This is a genomic window from Pseudomonas mosselii (assembly GCF_019823065.1).
In the GTDB taxonomy this organism is placed as follows: domain Bacteria; phylum Pseudomonadota; class Gammaproteobacteria; order Pseudomonadales; family Pseudomonadaceae; genus Aquipseudomonas; species Aquipseudomonas mosselii.
The window spans coordinates 574,173-589,778 of sequence record NZ_CP081966.1; the positions used below are offsets into that span (position 1 = coordinate 574,173).

The following is a 15,606-nucleotide window of genomic DNA, read 5'->3' on the forward strand; positions in this document are numbered from 1 at the left end:
CGCTATTACTCGGTTTGTGTGCTGACCTTGCGCACCACCTTGCCGACCGTCAGACCCTGCACCAGGATCGACGACAGCACCACGATGTAGGTGATCGACAGCAGCAGGTCACGTTCATCGCCCTGTGGCAGGGACAGCGCCAGGGCCACCGACACGCCACCACGCAGGCCGCCCCAGGTCAGCACGCGGATGGTGCCCTGCGGCACGGTCCGCCAGCGGCGCAGCAACACGATGGCTGGCGCCACGGTCAGCAGGCGCGAGGCCAGCACCGCCAGCGCCAGCACGCCACCGGCCGCCAGGTGCAGCCAGTTGAAGGGCAGCAGCAACAGCTCCAGGCCGATCAGGGCGAACAGCAGGGCGTTGAGCATGTCGTCGATCAGTTCCCAGAATCCGTCCATGTAGCGACGTGTCATGTCGTTCATCGCCAGGTTGCGCCCCAGGTTGCCGATAATCAGGCCGGCCACCACCATGGCGATCGGCGCCGACACATGCAGCTCGTAGCACATGGCCGAGCCACCGATCACCAGCGCCAGGGTCAGCATGACCTCGACCTGGTATTGCTCGACGCTCTTGATCATGCGGTAGGTGGCGTAGCCGATCAGCCCGCCGAACACCACTCCACCGATGGCTTCGCGGGCGAACAGCAGGGCCGTGTCAGACACGCTCGGGGTCTCGCCCAGCTGGATGATGCCCAGCAGCACGGTGAACACCACCACCGCGGTGCCGTCGTTGAACAGCGACTCACCTACGATGGTGGTCTTCAGCGGTTTCGAGGCGTTGGCGGTGCGCAGCGCGCCGAGCACGGCGATCGGGTCGGTTGGCGAGATCAGCGCGCCGAACAGCAGGCAGTAGATCAGCGGCACGTTCCAGCCGAACAGAGCGAACACCCAGTGCGCCAGGTAGCCGATCACCACGGTGGCGATCAGCACCCCGATAGTGGCCAACAGGCCGATCGGCCAGCGGTAGCTGCGCAGGTCAGCGAGGTTGACGTGCAGGGCGCCGGCGAACAGCAGGAACGACAGCATCCAGTGCATCAACAGGTCATTGAAGTCGATCTGGTTCATCAGGCCTTCGACGCGCTCTTCCAGGCCGGGGAAGCCGATCAGGCTCAGGCCCTGCAGTATCAGGGAGAACAGCAGTGCGGTGACCATCACGCCGATGGCCGGCGGTAGGCCGATGAAGCGGTAGTTCACATAGGTGAGGAGGGTGGTGAGGCAGATAAACGCGGCAACTAATTCAAGCATCCCGAATCCTGTAACAGTGGCTTCCAAGTCGTTTCCCGAGTAACTCGGGCAGTTCTTGGATGATCTGGCGCGGGGCTCGGGACACACCTTATGACCGGAAATACCAAATTCGTTCCTCAGAACGGATTGCAGATTCTTAATGGGAGCAAGCGTTATAGTGCGTGCAGCCGCCTGGTCATTGCGCAAGGAGCCCCGCGTGCTGGCAACCTCCCTGGTACTGGTCGCAGCCCTGCTCCACGCGACCTGGAACACCCTCATCAAATTCAGCGGCGAACGCCTTCTGGTGATCGCCAGCATGGACCTGGTCGCACTGGTCTTCGCCATTCTGGCGGTGGCGTTCGTCGATTTTCCCCCGGCGGGCATCTGGCCCTGGCTGCTGGCATCGGCGCTGGCCGAGCAGCTCTACCGCTACCTGCTGATCAAAGCCTATCGCGTCGGTGACCTGGGGCTGGTCTATCCGTTGATGCGTGGTTTGTCGCCGTTGGTCGTGCTCGGACTGACCCTGGCTTTTGCCGGCGAGTCGCTCAGCCAGCAGCAGATCATCGGCATCCTGCTGATCCCCTGCGGCATGGCCTGCCTGTTGTGGCAGGGTGGTGGCGGTGATCGCCTGCCCTGGTCGATGCTGCCGGTGGTGGCCCTGATCGGCCTGTGCATCGGCTGCTACACCTGGTTCGACGGCCAGGCCGTGCGCCTGTGGGGCAAGCCCTGGGATTACCTGGTGTGGCTGACCCTGCTCAGCGCCTGGCCGTTCCCGTTGCTGGCCGGGGTGGCGCGGCGGGCACCGTTCGCCATGTTTTGGCGCACTCAGTGGCGTCTCGGGCTGGCGGTGGGGGTGTGCGTGCTGCTGAGCTACGCCCTGGTGCTGTGGGCCATGCACCTGGGATCGGTGGCGGAGGCGGCGGCGCTGCGCGAGCTGAGCGTGATCCTCGTGGTGTTGCTGGGCATGCGTTACCTCAAAGAACCTTTTGGCGGGCCGAGACTCCTAGCTTGCGGGCTGGTCCTGGCCGGCATGCTGGTGATGAAGCTGTGAACCGATCCTCTGTGAACAAGGAGTCCTGTAGATGACCGTTGCCCTGTGGTGCATTCTCGTCGCGCTGTTCCTGCCGCCGCTGTGCGCATTGATCGCCAAGCTCAGCAGCGGGTATTTTGGCCTGCGCGCCAATCACGACCCGCGTGCGTTCCTGGACAAGCTGGAAGGGTTGCCTCGACGCGCCCATGCTGCCCAGCTGAACGGCTATGAGGCGTTTCCCGCGTTTGCCGCGGCGGTTCTTGTGGCCGATATCGTCGGCAATGCCGAGCAGGTGACCCAGGATGTGCTGGGGGTGGTGTACATCACCAGCCGGCTGCTCTACATCATCTGCTACCTGGCGGACTGGGCGGTGCTGCGTTCGCTGGTGTGGTTCGTTGGGATGGCGCTGATTGTGTCGTTCTTCGTCGTATCGATCTGAATGGATCGCGGGGCAAGCCCGCTCCCACGCAATCATCGTGGGAGCGGGCTTGCCCCGCGATAGCGTCTGTCAGGGTACTTTCGGCACTTCAGGCAAAGGCTGACCTTTGGGCCACAGCATCCAGATCTGTCCCTGCTGCTTCATGTTCCCCGCCAGCTCGCCGGCCTCGTGGCCGGTGCCCCAGAACAGGTCCGCGCGCACTTCGCCGGTGATGGCGCCGCCGGTGTCCTGGGCGCCGACCGGACGCACCACCGGGCTGCCGTCCGGGCGGGTGGTGGAGAGCCACAGCAGGCTGCCCAAGGGGATTACCTTGCGGTCGATCGCCACGCTGTAGCCTGCGGTCAGCGGCACGTTGAGCGAGCCGCGCGGCCCCTCGTTGCTGTCCGGGCGGGTACTGAAGAACACGTAGCTCGGGTTGCTGGCCAGCAGCTCGGGCACGCGCTGCGGGTTGGCCTGGGCCCAGGCGTGGATGCTGCCCATGGTCACCTCCTCTTTCGGCAGCTGTCCCTGTTCCACCAGCCAGCGTCCGATCGGGCGGTACGGGTGGCCGTTCTGGTCGGCGTAGCCCAGGCGCAACTGGCGGCCGTTCTCCAGCTGGATACGGCCCGAGCCTTGAATCTGCAGGAATTGCAGGTCCATCGGGTCGGTCAGCCAGGCCAGCACCGGCGCCTTGGCGCCGTCGCGGTTGATCACCTCGGCGGTGTCGTAGGGTTTGAGCACCCGTCCGTCAAGGCGCCCGCGCAGGCGTTTGCCCTTGAGCTCGGGGTGCACGCTGGCCAGGTCGACCACGATCATGTCCTCGGGCACCCCATACACCGGTACATGCGCGCTGTCGGTGCGGGCCAGGCTGCCGGGGTAGACCGGCTCGTAGTAGCCGGTGATCAGGCCGTTGGCGCTGTTCTGCGCCGAACGCAGGGCATAGACCTGCAGATTCTGTTCGAGGAAGGTGCGCACCTGGGCGGCATTCGCCGTTGCCGAGCCGGCTGCTTCGCAGGTGGCGGCCCACACCGGGTCGCGCCTTAGCTTCTCGCAGCCATTGCGCCAGGCGTAGAAGCCGGCCAACAGGTCGTCGTCGCTGACCTGGGGCAGATCCTTGAAAGTAGCTGGTACGTAGGTGGCGATGGCGTGGGGTTCGGGTTTGGCGCTTTCACCGCCGTTGCAGCCGGCCAGGAGCGCCAGGGCGGGCAGTGCCCAAGCGAAATGGCGCAATGCAGATTTCATGTTGTCGATCCTGTGTGGGGAAAAGCATGAAGATTCACCCCTGTTTTCTGTGTGGCTATTGGTCTTTGCCCCCGGGGCGGCGATACTGGCCGCCCGTTTTCCTGGCCGAAGAGACCGTGATGTTCAAGCGATTGACCGTAGTACTGCTCGCCGCCCTTGCCCTGAGCGCCTGTGACGGCGTCGACCCCAACTCGCCGTTGGGCCAGCGCAAGGCGATCTTCAAGCAGATGCTCAAGACCAGCGAAGACATGGGCGGCATGCTGCGCGGGCGCTTGCCCTTCGACGGCGTGAAGTTCGCCGATGGCGCGGCGAAGCTGGACAGCCTGGCCCATGCACCGTGGCAGCACTTCCCACAGGCGCGCGACGCGGGTGATAGCAGCGCGCGGGCCGCGGTCTGGGAGCGCCAGGCGCGATTTCAGGACCTGGCCCGGCAACTGGAGGGCGTCACTGGCGAGCTGGTCGCGGTGACCCGTACCCAGCCACTGGACGCAGCCCAGGTGAAGGCGCCGATGGACAAGGTCGAGGCGGCGTGCAAGGCCTGTCATAGCGAGTTTCGCAATCACTGAGCCAAGGGGCTCTTGTGGGAAGCTATCCGGTTAGCGTTCGAGCTCGTCCACGGCCTCCTGCAGCTCCTTCTTCGCCTCGGCCAGTTTGTCCTTGCGCTTGTTGATCTTCTCCGCGTCGCCCTTCTTCATGGCCTTGTCCAGGTCCTTGGTGCGCTGGTTCACTTCGTGGCGGGCGTCGAGCACCTTCTGCTCGCGTTCCTTGCGCAGACCGGCATCGGTACAGTGCTCGGTGACTTCGTCCAAGGCCTTTGCCAGGCCTGCTTGCTGGTCGCTGTTGCCATGGGCGCGGGCTTGTTCGATCTGTTCGCTGATGGCCTGGCGCTTGGCTGCGCAGCCGGTCAGGCCCGGCTGCTCTTGGGCAGCCAGCAGCGGGCTGGCGGCGAAGCCGAGCAGGGTGGACAGGGCGAGGGACGAAAGCAGTTTCATCGGGGGCTCCATATCGGGCAGGGCAGCGGAAAGCGAAATGCTGCCCTGATCCGCGCAAATTAGAAACCCTCGATTGCATGGTTGCGCAGGTTTCCGACAAGTCCCTGGACCTGCTCGTGGGCGAAAAAAGCCTGCAGTTGCTCGGCACGACCGGGCCCGACGCCAGGTTCGGCAAGCCATTGCTCGATGTTTCTGGAGGCCAGTGTGGGCCAGTCGGGGCCCAGTTGCAGGCTGGACGGCGCGGGTATGCCGAGGCCCCGCAGCCAACGCTGGAAGGGCTGTTGGCGGGCCTGAGCGAAAGCCGCATGCAATTGCCTGGCTCGTGCCTCGGCGATCCCGGGTACCTCGAGCAGCTGCTTCTGATCGAGGCTCAGCCAATCGGTCAACTGCACGATGTGGCCACTTTCGACAAGGCGTTTCCAGGTTTCGGCCCCCATGCCAGGCAGGTCGAGGCCCTGCTTGCCGCTCAACCAGGCAAGGCGGGCGATGAACTGCTGCTGGCATCCCTCGACTGCCTGCCAGCAGCTGAAGGCGTGGTAGGTCGCCGGATCCGGAGCCTGCACGATGGGGCGTCGAGCGGCACGATGCACCACGCTATGCAAGCGTGGGATAGTCATGCCGGCCAGGCTGACCGCTATCTGGTCACCCGGGCGGATATCCAGCTCCTTCCAGCGCGCCAGCGATCCGAGGCTGAGCTGGTTTATCCGGCGGTCGTCCAGGGTCACTGGCTGCAATACCAGCAAGGGCGTGATGCGCCCGGTCCGGCCGATTCGAAACTGCACATCCCTGACCTGCGCCAGCGCCTGGGTGAAGGGGTATTTCCAGGCAGCGATCCAATAGGGCGCCTGGGCGCGCCAGCGCTGCGCCGCCGGGCGACTGTCCTGGCGCAGGATCACGCCGTCGGTGGCGAAGGGCAGGGGCGAGTGGTACCAGTGCTGGCGCCAGCGCGCGGCTTCGGCAAAGCCATCGATGGCCACGCTCAGCCGCTGGCTGTCGGTGAAGCCCAGTGTTGCCAGGCGTGCTAGGCGCTCGGCCTGGTTATCCGGGCCGTGTGGCCAGTCCCAGACGAACAGTCCGATGCTTGCGCCCTGCTCTTCGCTCATCCGCGTGCGTGCCAGCATCCCGGCGACGGTGCCGCGGGCATTGGCGCTGCCTGCCTCGGCCTGCACATGGTTGTTCAGGCGCCAGTACAGCTCGCCTTGGAACACCGCGTCCAGCGGTTGGGAAAGTTGCTGCACGATGCCGCTCAGCAAGGGGATGTGCCGGCTCCAATCGTGCCCCAGTATTCCATCGCCACGGCTCAGCAGGCCTGTCAGCTGGCCCTGGCGGTAGATCAGCGAGACCGCGACGCCATCGACCTTCGGCTGCATCCAGACATTGCGTTTGCCCTGCAGCCATCGGGCTACGGCCTGCTCGTCGGCGAGCTTGCCGACGCCGGTGTGAGGTATCGGGTGGGGGGCTGTGCCGCGTGCGCTGGCCAGCGGGGAATCGCTGTGGGAGAGGCCAAAGCAGGCTTGAAGCTCCAGCAGGTGCTGGCGGCTTTGATCGTAGAGCTCATCGGCCACCAGGGCGACGCCTTGGCGGTGATACTGCTCGTCCCAGTGGGCGAGGGTGGCACGCAGCTGGGCGACCTCGGCCTCGGCCTGCGCCGTGTCCCAGGCCGGGCAGGTGCTTGCCTGGGCGACGGGGTGGTGCAACAGCAGTGCAATGAAGATCAGCAGCAATGGCATGGCCGGCATCCTTGCAAGGCGGGAAAGTGTCCTTAGCCTAGGCGGGTGACGGTGTGGGCAGCGGCGGGGATTTGTCAGCCGATATGTCACGAAAAAGCCCCTGTCGATCACTCGGCAGGGGCTTTCCGTTACTGCTGTAGGAGGTTTACAGGCCAGCTGCGTCGCGCAGGGCGGCGGCGCGGTCGGTGCGCTCCCAGGTGAAGGTGGTGAACGTGTCGTCGCCGACGGTCTTCTGCTGCGGCGTGCGGCCGAAGTGGCCGTAGGCCGCGGTCTCCTGGTACATCGGGTGCAGCAGGTCGAGCATGGTGGTGATGGCGTAAGGACGCAGGTCGAAGCACTCGCGCACCAGTTGGATGATCTTGTCGTCGGAAACCTTGCCGGTGCCGAAGGTGTTGATCGAGATGGAGGTCGGCTGGGCCACGCCGATGGCGTAGGACACCTGGATCTCGCAGCGCTCGGCCAGACCGGCGGCGACGATGTTCTTGGCCACGTAGCGGCCGGCATAGGCTGCAGAGCGGTCGACCTTGGACGGGTCCTTGCCGGAGAACGCGCCGCCACCGTGGCGGGCCATGCCGCCGTAGGAGTCTACGATGATCTTGCGGCCGGTCAGGCCGCAGTCGCCCACCGGGCCACCGATGATGAAGTTGCCGGTCGGGTTGATGTGGTACTGCGTGCCCTTGTGCAGCAGCTCGGCCGGCAGGGTGTGCTTGACGATCAACTCCATCACCGCTTCCTGCAGGTCTTTCTGTGACACCTCAGGGTTGTGCTGGGTCGACAGGACGACGGCATCGATGCCCACTACCTTGCCGTTTTCGTAACGGCAGGTGACCTGCGACTTGGCATCCGGGCGCAGCCAAGGCAGCAGGCCGGACTTGCGCGCTTCAGCCTGGCGCTCGACCAGGCGGTGCGAGAAGCAGATCGGCGCAGGCATCAGCACTTCGGTCTCGTTGCTGGCGTAGCCGAACATCAGGCCCTGGTCGCCGGCGCCCTGGTCTTCCGGCTTGGAGCGGTCGACGCCCTGGGCGATATCCACCGACTGTTTGCCGATGATGTTCATCACGGCGCAGGTGGCGCCGTCGAAGCCGACGTCGGAGCTGTTGTAGCCGATGTCGATGATGACCTTGCGCACCAGGTCTTCCAGGTCGACCCAGGCCGAGGTGGTGACTTCACCGGCGATGATCGCGACACCGGTCTTGACCAGGGTCTCGCAGGCCACGCGGGCGTATTTGTCCTGGGCGATGATGGCGTCCAGCACCGCGTCGGAGATCTGGTCGGCAATCTTGTCCGGATGCCCTTCGGACACGGACTCGGAGGTGAAAAGGGAGTATTCGCTCATCTCGATGGGTTCCTGAAATTTACCGATGTTGAATGTCGCCAGTGGCCCGCTGGAAATGCCGGACCTGGATCTGGAAACCGTTACGCAAGCCCACGTAGAGGCTGTCCCCTGGGGCCAGCCCTGCCGCGTTGGCCCAACGGGCCAGGTCGTCCTGCTCGAAGCCAAGCCACAGGTCGCCGCAGGCTTCGCGGGCCCACCCCTGGTCATGGCTGCACAGCTCGGTGACCAGCAGGCTTCCGCCCGCTTTCACCCGTCTGGCCAGCAGGCGCAGGGCCTGGGCCGGGTCGCTGAAATGGTGCAGGACCATGTTCAGCACAACGCAGTCAGCTTCCACATCCGTTGCACCCAGTGCATCGGCCAACTGCAGGTTGACGTTGTTCAGTGCGTGGCGCTCGCATACCTGGCGGGCCAGCTCGAGCATGGTCGGGCTGTTGTCCATGGCCGTGACCTGCTCGAAGCGCCTGGCCAGGTCGGGTAGGAAACCGCCGTCGCCGGGGCCGACCTCAAGGGCGCTGGCGCCATCCTCGAAGCTCAGCTTGTCGAGCAGTGCCAGCAGGCTCTCGCGGTATTGCGGCAGGCCGGCGATGAGGTCTTGCTGGGCGCGGAATTTCTCTTCCACGCGCAGGAAAAAATCCTGGCTGGTGGCGGCGCGACGCTGCTGTACCTGGGCGATGCGGGCCTGCACTGCTTGAGGCAGGGCGAAATTGTCGACTTCATCGAGCAGCGCCGCATGCAGGCGGCCGCCCAGCCGCTGGCTATCGGGCAGGGCACGGCGGTAGAAGATCGCGTTACCCTCGCGACGGGTCGCCACCAGCTCGGCCTGGGCCAGCACCTTCAGGTGATGGCTCATGCCCGACTGGCCGATGTCGAAGATCTGTGCCAATTCCAGCACGCCGAACGAGTCGTTGGCCAATGCGCGCAGTACGTTCAGGCGCAGAGGGTCGCCGCCGGCCTTGCACAGGGCGGCCAGTTCGTCGCTGCGTTGTGGGGTGACGGGCGCATTGAAGTTCATGGGGCGGGAGTCTAGACAGGGGATGCTGTCGTCGCAATAGCAATATCAAAAAGTTTTGATATTGCCTGATCAGTGGCTTCCAGGGATGCCTCGTGGGAGTGGTGTGCCCCGCGATGGCGTCAGATCAGACGGGGGGATGGGCCAGGGCTGACGCCATCGCGGGGGCAGGCTCGCTCCCACAACCCCGCTTTTCTGCTCTTTTGCCAATCAATCACAGGAAAAAAGCCCGACTGCGACCATACGTCATTGCCCCCGGCCCCCCCTGTGGGCGAAAATGGTCGCCTTTTTCGCTTCACCACTTATTTCAAGCCCCAGGAGACTCAGCGATGCCCAGCCGTCGTGAACGTGCCAACGCCATTCGTGCCCTCAGCATGGATGCCGTGCAAAAGGCCAACAGCGGCCACCCAGGTGCCCCCATGGGTATGGCGGATATCGCCGAAGTGCTTTGGCGCGATTACCTGAAGCACAACCCGAGCAACCCAAGCTTCGCCGACCGTGACCGCTTCGTGCTGTCCAACGGCCACGGCTCGATGCTGATCTACTCGCTGCTGCACCTGACCGGCTACGACGTCAACATCGACGACCTCAAGGCCTTCCGCCAGCTGCACAGCCGCACCCCGGGTCACCCGGAGTATGGCTACACCCCGGGCGTCGAGACCACCACCGGCCCGCTGGGCCAGGGCATCGCCAACGCCGTGGGCTTCGCCCTGGCGGAAAAAGTGCTGGCCGCCCAATTCAACCGTGAAGGCCACGACATCGTCGACCACAACACCTACGTGTTCCTCGGCGACGGCTGCATGATGGAAGGCATCTCCCATGAAGTTGCCTCGCTGGCCGGCACCCTGGGTCTGAACAAGCTGATCGCCTTCTACGACGACAACGGCATCTCCATCGACGGTGAAGTCCACGGCTGGTTCACCGACAACACCCCGGCGCGCTTCGAGGCCTACAACTGGCTGGTGATCCGCAACGTCAACGGCCACGACGCCGACGAGATCAAGACCGCCATCGAGACCGCGCGAAAGAGCGATCGTCCGACCCTGATCTGCTGCAAGACCATCATCGGCTTCGGCTCGCCGAACAAGCAGGGCAAGGAAGACTGCCACGGCGCACCGCTGGGCAACGACGAAATCGCCCTGGCGCGCAAGGAACTGAACTGGAACCACGGCCCATTTGAAATCCCTGCCGACATCTACGCCGAATGGGATGCCAAGGAAGCCGGCGCCAAGGTCGAGGCCGAGTGGAACCAGCGTTTCGACGCCTACGCCAAGGCCTACCCTGAGCTGGCCGCCGAGTTCAAGCGCCGCGCCGCAGGCGACCTGCCAGCCGACTTCTCCGAGAAGGCCCAGGCCTACATCAACGAAGTTGCCGCCAAGGGCGAGACCATCGCCAGTCGCAAGGCCAGCCAGAACACCCTGAACGCCTTTGGCCCGCTGCTGCCCGAGTTCCTCGGTGGCTCCGCCGACCTGGCCGGCTCCAACCTGACCCTGTGGAAAGGCTGCAAGGGCGTCGAAGCCAACGATGCCAGCGGCAACTACGTGTTCTACGGCGTGCGCGAGTTCGGCATGACCGCCATCATGAACGGCGTCGCCCTGCACGGCGGCCTGGTGCCCTACGGCGCCACCTTCCTGATGTTCATGGAATACGCCCGCAACGCCGTGCGCATGTCGGCACTGATGAAGCAGCGTGTGATCCACGTCTACACCCACGACTCCATCGGCCTGGGTGAAGACGGCCCGACCCACCAGCCTATCGAACAGCTGACCAGCCTGCGCAGCACGCCGAACCTGGACACTTGGCGCCCGGCCGACGCGGTGGAATCCGCCGTGTCCTGGAAGCATGCCCTGGAGCGCAAGGACGGCCCGTCGGCGCTGATCTTCTCGCGCCAGAACCTGCAGCATCAGACCCGCGACGCCCAGCAGATCGCCGATATCGCCCGTGGCGGTTACGTGCTCAAGGACTGCGCCGGCGAGCCTGAGCTGATCCTGATCGCCACCGGCTCCGAAGTGGGCCTGGCCGTTCAAGCCTTTGACAAGCTGACCGCTGAAGGCCGCAAGGTCCGTGTCGTGTCGATGCCGAGCACCAGCGTGTTCGACGCCCAGGATGCCGCGTACAAGCAGTCGGTACTGCCGCTGGAAGTTGGCGCGCGTATCGCCATCGAAGCCGCTCACGCTGACTTCTGGTACAAGTACGTCGGCCTCGAAGGCCGCGTGATCGGCATGACCACCTACGGCGAGTCGGCCCCGGCCAGCGCGCTGTTCGAGGAATTCGGCTTCACCCTGGACAACATCCTGGGCACCGCCGAAGAGCTGCTGGAAGACTGATTCAGACTGTGCGAGGCGAGGGCGTTGCCCTCGTTTCGCGACACAAGGCCGCTCCTACAAGGTATGGCGTACACCGTACCCTGTGGGAGCGGCCTTGCGTCGCGATGGGCCGCAACGCGGCCCCCAAAGCCATCATGCGTTAGCGAGCCATCGAATGCCCCACCCGCGTCCCTACAAAGTTGCACTCAACGGTTACGGCCGCATCGGCCGCTGTGTCCTGCGCGCACTGTTCGAGCGGGGGGCGAAGGCCGGTTTCGAGATCGTCGCGCTGAACGACCTGGCCGACCAGGCCAGTCTGGAATACCTGACGCGCTTCGACTCCACCCACGGGCGTTTCCCCGGCGAGGTGAAGGTTGACGGCGACTGTCTGCATATCAATGGCGACTGCGTGAAAGTGCTGCGCAGTGCTACCCCGGAAGGCATCGACTGGGCCGCCCTGGACATTGACCTGGTACTGGAATGCTCCGGCGCCTACCACACCCGTGCCGACGGCCAGCGCTTCCTCGATGCCGGCGCGCCACGGGTGCTGTTTTCCCAGCCCATGGCCAGCGAAGCGGACATCGACGCCACGGTGGTCTATGGGGTCAACCAGGATTGCCTGACCGGTAGCGAACTGCTGGTGTCCAACGCCTCCTGTACCACCAACTGCGGCGTGCCGCTGCTGCGCGTGCTGGACCAAGCCTTTGGCATCGAATACGTGCAGATCACCACCATCCACTCGGCGATGAACGATCAGCCGGTGATCGACGCCTACCACCACGAAGACCTGCGTCGCACCCGTTCGGCATTCCAGTCGGTGATTCCGGTGTCCACCGGCCTGGCCCGGGGTATCGAACGCCTGCTGCCGGAACTTGCCGGGCGAATCCAGGCCAAAGCGGTACGCGTGCCGACCGTCAACGTCTCGTGCCTGGACATCACCCTGCAGACTTCCCGCGATACCAGCGCCGAGGAAGTCAACCGGGTGCTGCGCGAGGCTGCCCTGGATGGCCCGCTGAAAGGCTTGCTGGCCTACACCGAGCTGCCCCACGCCAGCTGTGATTTCAACCATGACCCGCATTCGGCCATCGTCGATGCCAGCCAGACCCGCGTCTCAGGCCCTCGCCTGGTGAACCTGCTGGCCTGGTTCGACAACGAATGGGGGTTTGCCAACCGTATGCTCGACGTCGCCGAACACTATCTGCACGTCGTACACCCAACCCGCAGCAAACAGCCCTGAAGGACTGCATTCATGACCGTGTTGAAGATGACCGACCTCGACCTGCAAGGTAAGCGCGTACTGATTCGCGAAGACCTCAACGTCCCTGTGAAGGACGGTGTGGTAGCCAGCGACGCGCGTATCCTGGCAGCGCTGCCGACCATCAAGCTGGCCCTGGAGAAGGGCGCGGCGGTGATGGTCTGCTCGCACCTGGGCCGCCCGACCGAAGGTGAGTTCTCCGCCGAGAACAGCCTCAAGCCGGTTGCCGATTACCTGAGCAAGGCCCTGGGCCGCGACGTGCCGCTGGTCGCCGATTACCTCGACGGCGTTCAGGTGCAGGCCGGTGACCTGGTGCTGTTCGAAAACGTGCGCTTCAACAAGGGCGAGAAGAAGAACGCCGACGAGCTGGCGCAGAAATACGCCGCCCTGTGCGACGTGTTCGTGATGGACGCCTTCGGTACCGCCCACCGCGCCGAGGGTTCCACCCATGGCGTCGCCAAGTTCGCCAAGGTCGCCGCCGCAGGCCCCCTGCTGGCCGCCGAGCTGGATGCCCTGGGCAAGGCCCTGAAAGCTCCGGCCAAGCCGATGGCTGCCATCGTCGCCGGTTCCAAGGTGTCGACCAAGCTGGACGTGCTGAACAGCCTGAGCGCGGTCTGCGACCAGCTGATCGTCGGTGGCGGCATTGCCAACACCTTCCTTGCCGCCGCCGGTCACCCGGTCGGCAAGTCGCTGTACGAGCCTGACCTGGTCGAGACCGCCAAGGCCATCGCCGCCAAGGTCAGCGTACCGCTGCCAGTGGACGTGGTGGTCGCCAAGGAATTCGCCGAGAGCGCCGAAGCCACCGTCAAGGCGATCGCCGATGTGGCTGCCGACGACATGATCCTGGACATCGGTCCGAAGACCGCCGAGCAGTTCGCCGAATTGCTCAAGACCTCGAAGACTATCCTTTGGAACGGTCCGGTCGGTGTGTTCGAGTTCGACCAGTTCGGCAACGGCACCCAGGTCCTGGCCAAGGCCATCGCCGACAGCGCCGCGTTCTCCATCGCCGGTGGCGGTGACACCCTGGCGGCCATCGACAAGTATGGCGTGGGTGCCGATATCTCCTACATTTCCACCGGTGGCGGCGCGTTCCTCGAGTTCGTCGAGGGCAAGGTCCTGCCTGCCGTGGCAATCCTGGAAGAGCGGGCCAAGGCCTGAGCGTGAAGGCGCCTGGCAAAGGGAGCGACCTGATGGTCAAGCAATTGCCTGTGATGATCGTGGCCTTGTTGCTGGGCGCCTGTTCCAGCAACAAGGGCAGCGAGGCCGAACCGGCGCAGCCGCCCAAGGGTGGTTGCTACCAGTCCCAGTGGCAGGCGGAGACGGCACCGGTGATCAACAAGCGCTTGGGTCCGGACGGCCTGGAAAAGTACGACGACGAACACCAGCGCGGGGCCCCGGGCTGCCCTTGATCGGGTGGTTGGCAACCTGGCAAGGGTTTCGTGGTCTTGAATACCGGGGCTGCGGCGCAGCCCCCAGCGGAGTAGTTTGATGAAAGTGCTTCTGGCCGCACTGGCCTTGGCGATCCTGGCAGGCTGCTCGCTGCTGCAGCCGGCCCAAACGGCCCCGGCGGACAACTGGACCCGCTGGGTCTGCGACAGCCAGGCCGAAGTGCTGTGGCGCTTCGCCGACGCGCAGCAGGACACAGTCGATGTCCGTCTCGGCGGCGGCGACCAAGTCCATCGGCTCAAGGCCGAGCCGGGTGCCTCCGGCGCGCTGTACAGCGATGGCATGCTGGCCTTCCACACCAAAGGTGACGAAGGCCTGGTGTATTGGGTGGCGACCAACGATCTGATTGGGCGGGGCTGCAAGGCACCGTGACTGGCCGGGCCGTGTAGATGGCCCACACTACTTGAACAGCAACCGCCCCTGCGGCAGGCTTGCATGAAACAAACGACGCTTGTCGGGAGAGAGATACACAATGGCACTCATTAGCATGCGCCAGATGCTGGACCACGCCGCCGAGTTCGGCTACGGCGTTCCGGCTTTCAACGTCAACAACCTCGAGCAGATGCGCGCCATCATGGAAGCCGCAGACGCCACCGACTCTCCGGTCATCGTCCAGGCCTCGGCCGGCGCCCGCAAGTACGCGGGTGCCCCGTTCCTGCGTCACCTGATCCTGGCCGCCATCGAAGAGTTCCCGCACATCCCGGTGTGCATGCACCAGGATCACGGCACCAGCCCAGACGTGTGCCAGCGCTCGATCCAGCTGGGCTTCAGCTCGGTGATGATGGACGGCTCGCTGAAGGAAGACGGCAAGACCCCGTCCGACTACGACTACAACGTCCGCGTCACCCAGCAGACCGTGGCGTTCGCCCACGCCTGCGGTGTGTCGGTGGAAGGTGAGCTGGGCTGCCTGGGCAGCCTGGAAACCGGTCAGGCCGGCGAGGAAGACGGCGTCGGCGCAGAAGGCATTCTGGACCACAGCCAGATGCTGACCGACCCGGAAGAGGCCGCCGACTTCGTCAAGAAGACCCAGGTCGATGCCCTGGCCATCGCCATCGGTACCAGCCACGGCGCCTACAAGTTCACCAAGCCACCCACCGGTGACATCCTGGCGATCGACCGCATCAAGGAAATCCACAAGCGCATCCCCAACACCCACTTGGTGATGCACGGTTCCTCGTCGGTACCGCAGGAATGGCTGAAGATCATCAACGAGTTCGGTGGTGATATCAAAGAGACCTACGGCGTACCGGTCGAGGAAATCGTCGAAGGCATCAAGTACGGCGTGCGCAAGGTCAACATCGATACCGACCTGCGTCTGGCGTCCACCGGTGCCATCCGTCGCTACATGGCTGCGCACCCAAGCGAGTTCGACCCACGCAAGTTCTTCGCCGAGACCGTGAAGGCCATGCGTGACGTGTGCATCGCCCGCTACGAAGCCTTCGGCACCGCCGGCAATGCTTCGAAGATCAAGCCGATCACCCTCGAAGGCATGTTCCAGCGTTATGCCAAAGGTGAACTGGCGGCCAAGATCAACTGATCCGGCACCGTTCAACGAAGGAGCCCGCAGCGATGCGGGCTTTTTTGTGCCCGTATGTCGACTGCCCACCGCTTATACCGTT

Annotated in this window: 15 protein-coding genes; 9 read left to right on the top strand and 6 right to left on the bottom strand. The window is 64.6% G+C overall.

The window, feature by feature from the left end; all coding sequences use genetic code 11:
• Positions 1 to 5: 5 nt before the first annotated feature.
• Complete coding sequence (locus tag K5H97_RS02590) at positions 6 to 1,244, bottom strand: cation:proton antiporter (protein ID WP_028688334.1); 1,239 nt, start codon at positions 1,242 to 1,244, stop codon at positions 6 to 8.
• Between the two features lie 196 nt (positions 1,245 to 1,440).
• Here K5H97_RS02590 and K5H97_RS02595 point away from each other — a divergent pair, with 196 nt between their 5' ends.
• Together K5H97_RS02595 and K5H97_RS02600 are read left to right on the top strand one after the other, a co-directional pair.
• Entirely contained in the window at positions 1,441 to 2,274 is an 834-nt protein-coding gene (locus K5H97_RS02595) for a DMT family transporter (protein WP_028688333.1), read from the top strand.
• A 31-nt stretch (positions 2,275 to 2,305) separates the two neighbouring features.
• Positions 2,306 to 2,692, top strand: a complete 387-nt coding sequence (locus K5H97_RS02600) for an MAPEG family protein (protein WP_028688332.1) — start codon at positions 2,306 to 2,308, stop codon at positions 2,690 to 2,692.
• Positions 2,693 to 2,761: 69 nt separating this feature from the next.
• Here K5H97_RS02600 and mltA read toward each other — a convergent pair whose 3' ends face one another.
• Positions 2,762 to 3,913 carry a murein transglycosylase A gene (gene mltA, locus K5H97_RS02605; RefSeq protein ID WP_028688331.1) on the bottom strand — a complete coding sequence of 384 codons (1,152 nt, stop codon included), beginning with the start codon at positions 3,911 to 3,913 and terminating at the stop codon, positions 2,762 to 2,764.
• A gap of 119 nt (positions 3,914 to 4,032) precedes the next feature.
• Here mltA and K5H97_RS02610 point away from each other — a divergent pair, with 119 nt between their 5' ends.
• Positions 4,033 to 4,479, top strand: coding sequence for a c-type cytochrome (locus K5H97_RS02610; protein ID WP_028688330.1), 447 nt, complete (start codon positions 4,033 to 4,035; stop codon positions 4,477 to 4,479).
• A gap of 30 nt (positions 4,480 to 4,509) precedes the next feature.
• Here the strand turns inward: K5H97_RS02610 and K5H97_RS02615 are convergent, their stop codons facing one another.
• The 4 genes from K5H97_RS02615 to K5H97_RS02630 all read right to left on the bottom strand — a co-directional run bounded on the left by K5H97_RS02615 (position 4,510) and on the right by K5H97_RS02630 (position 8,983).
• The gene (locus tag K5H97_RS02615) at positions 4,510 to 4,905 is read right to left on the bottom strand and encodes a DUF1090 domain-containing protein (protein WP_028688329.1); all 396 of its coding nucleotides are present in this window, start codon (positions 4,903 to 4,905) and stop codon (positions 4,510 to 4,512) included.
• Between the two features lie 59 nt (positions 4,906 to 4,964).
• Complete coding sequence (ligB, locus tag K5H97_RS02620) at positions 4,965 to 6,635, bottom strand: NAD-dependent DNA ligase LigB (RefSeq protein ID WP_028688328.1); 1,671 nt, start codon at positions 6,633 to 6,635, stop codon at positions 4,965 to 4,967.
• Between the two features lie 145 nt (positions 6,636 to 6,780).
• Positions 6,781 to 7,971, bottom strand: coding sequence for a methionine adenosyltransferase (metK, locus tag K5H97_RS02625; RefSeq protein WP_028688327.1), 1,191 nt, complete (start codon positions 7,969 to 7,971; stop codon positions 6,781 to 6,783).
• Between the two features lie 19 nt (positions 7,972 to 7,990).
• A complete protein-coding gene (locus tag K5H97_RS02630; protein WP_028688326.1) occupies positions 7,991 to 8,983 on the bottom strand; it encodes an ArsR/SmtB family transcription factor in 993 nt (330 codons plus the stop codon).
• Positions 8,984 to 9,309: 326 nt separating this feature from the next.
• Between K5H97_RS02630 and tkt the strand changes: the two genes are divergently transcribed.
• From tkt to fba, 6 genes are all read left to right on the top strand, one after another.
• Positions 9,310 to 11,307, top strand: a complete 1,998-nt coding sequence (tkt, locus tag K5H97_RS02635; protein ID WP_028688325.1) for a transketolase — start codon at positions 9,310 to 9,312, stop codon at positions 11,305 to 11,307.
• A gap of 154 nt (positions 11,308 to 11,461) precedes the next feature.
• Complete coding sequence (epd, locus tag K5H97_RS02640; protein ID WP_028688324.1) at positions 11,462 to 12,523, top strand: erythrose-4-phosphate dehydrogenase; 1,062 nt, start codon at positions 11,462 to 11,464, stop codon at positions 12,521 to 12,523.
• Positions 12,524 to 12,535: 12 nt separating this feature from the next.
• Positions 12,536 to 13,699, top strand: a complete 1,164-nt coding sequence (locus K5H97_RS02645; RefSeq protein WP_028688323.1) for a phosphoglycerate kinase — start codon at positions 12,536 to 12,538, stop codon at positions 13,697 to 13,699.
• A 32-nt stretch (positions 13,700 to 13,731) separates the two neighbouring features.
• Positions 13,732 to 13,950 carry a hypothetical protein gene (locus tag K5H97_RS02650; RefSeq protein WP_028688322.1) on the top strand — a complete coding sequence of 73 codons (219 nt, stop codon included), beginning with the start codon at positions 13,732 to 13,734 and terminating at the stop codon, positions 13,948 to 13,950.
• A gap of 79 nt (positions 13,951 to 14,029) precedes the next feature.
• A complete protein-coding gene (locus tag K5H97_RS02655) occupies positions 14,030 to 14,359 on the top strand; it encodes an MliC family protein (RefSeq protein ID WP_028688321.1) in 330 nt (109 codons plus the stop codon).
• Between the two features lie 100 nt (positions 14,360 to 14,459).
• Positions 14,460 to 15,524, top strand: a complete 1,065-nt coding sequence (fba, locus tag K5H97_RS02660; protein WP_028688320.1) for a class II fructose-bisphosphate aldolase — start codon at positions 14,460 to 14,462, stop codon at positions 15,522 to 15,524.
• The last annotated feature ends 82 nt before the right edge of the window (positions 15,525 to 15,606 follow it).

Bases quoted from the DNA above. Each gene is read 5' to 3' on its own strand.
- K5H97_RS02630 (WP_028688326.1), bottom strand. From the start codon at position 8,983: ATGAACTTCAATGCGCCCGTCACCCCACAACGCAGCGACGAACTGGCC.
- mltA (WP_028688331.1), bottom strand. From the start codon at position 3,913: ATGAAATCTGCATTGCGCCATTTCGCTTGGGCACTGCCCGCCCTGGCG.
- fba (WP_028688320.1), top strand. From the start codon at position 14,460: ATGGCACTCATTAGCATGCGCCAGATGCTGGACCACGCCGCCGAGTTC.
- K5H97_RS02645 (WP_028688323.1), top strand. From the start codon at position 12,536: ATGACCGTGTTGAAGATGACCGACCTCGACCTGCAAGGTAAGCGCGTA.
- K5H97_RS02650 (WP_028688322.1), top strand. From the start codon at position 13,732: ATGGTCAAGCAATTGCCTGTGATGATCGTGGCCTTGTTGCTGGGCGCC.
- K5H97_RS02610 (WP_028688330.1), top strand. From the start codon at position 4,033: ATGTTCAAGCGATTGACCGTAGTACTGCTCGCCGCCCTTGCCCTGAGC.
- metK (WP_028688327.1), bottom strand. From the start codon at position 7,971: ATGAGCGAATACTCCCTTTTCACCTCCGAGTCCGTGTCCGAAGGGCAT.
- K5H97_RS02590 (WP_028688334.1), bottom strand. From the start codon at position 1,244: ATGCTTGAATTAGTTGCCGCGTTTATCTGCCTCACCACCCTCCTCACC.
- tkt (WP_028688325.1), top strand. From the start codon at position 9,310: ATGCCCAGCCGTCGTGAACGTGCCAACGCCATTCGTGCCCTCAGCATG.
- K5H97_RS02600 (WP_028688332.1), top strand. From the start codon at position 2,306: ATGACCGTTGCCCTGTGGTGCATTCTCGTCGCGCTGTTCCTGCCGCCG.
- epd (WP_028688324.1), top strand. From the start codon at position 11,462: ATGCCCCACCCGCGTCCCTACAAAGTTGCACTCAACGGTTACGGCCGC.
- K5H97_RS02655 (WP_028688321.1), top strand. From the start codon at position 14,030: ATGAAAGTGCTTCTGGCCGCACTGGCCTTGGCGATCCTGGCAGGCTGC.
- K5H97_RS02615 (WP_028688329.1), bottom strand. From the start codon at position 4,905: ATGAAACTGCTTTCGTCCCTCGCCCTGTCCACCCTGCTCGGCTTCGCC.
- ligB (WP_028688328.1), bottom strand. From the start codon at position 6,635: ATGCCATTGCTGCTGATCTTCATTGCACTGCTGTTGCACCACCCCGTC.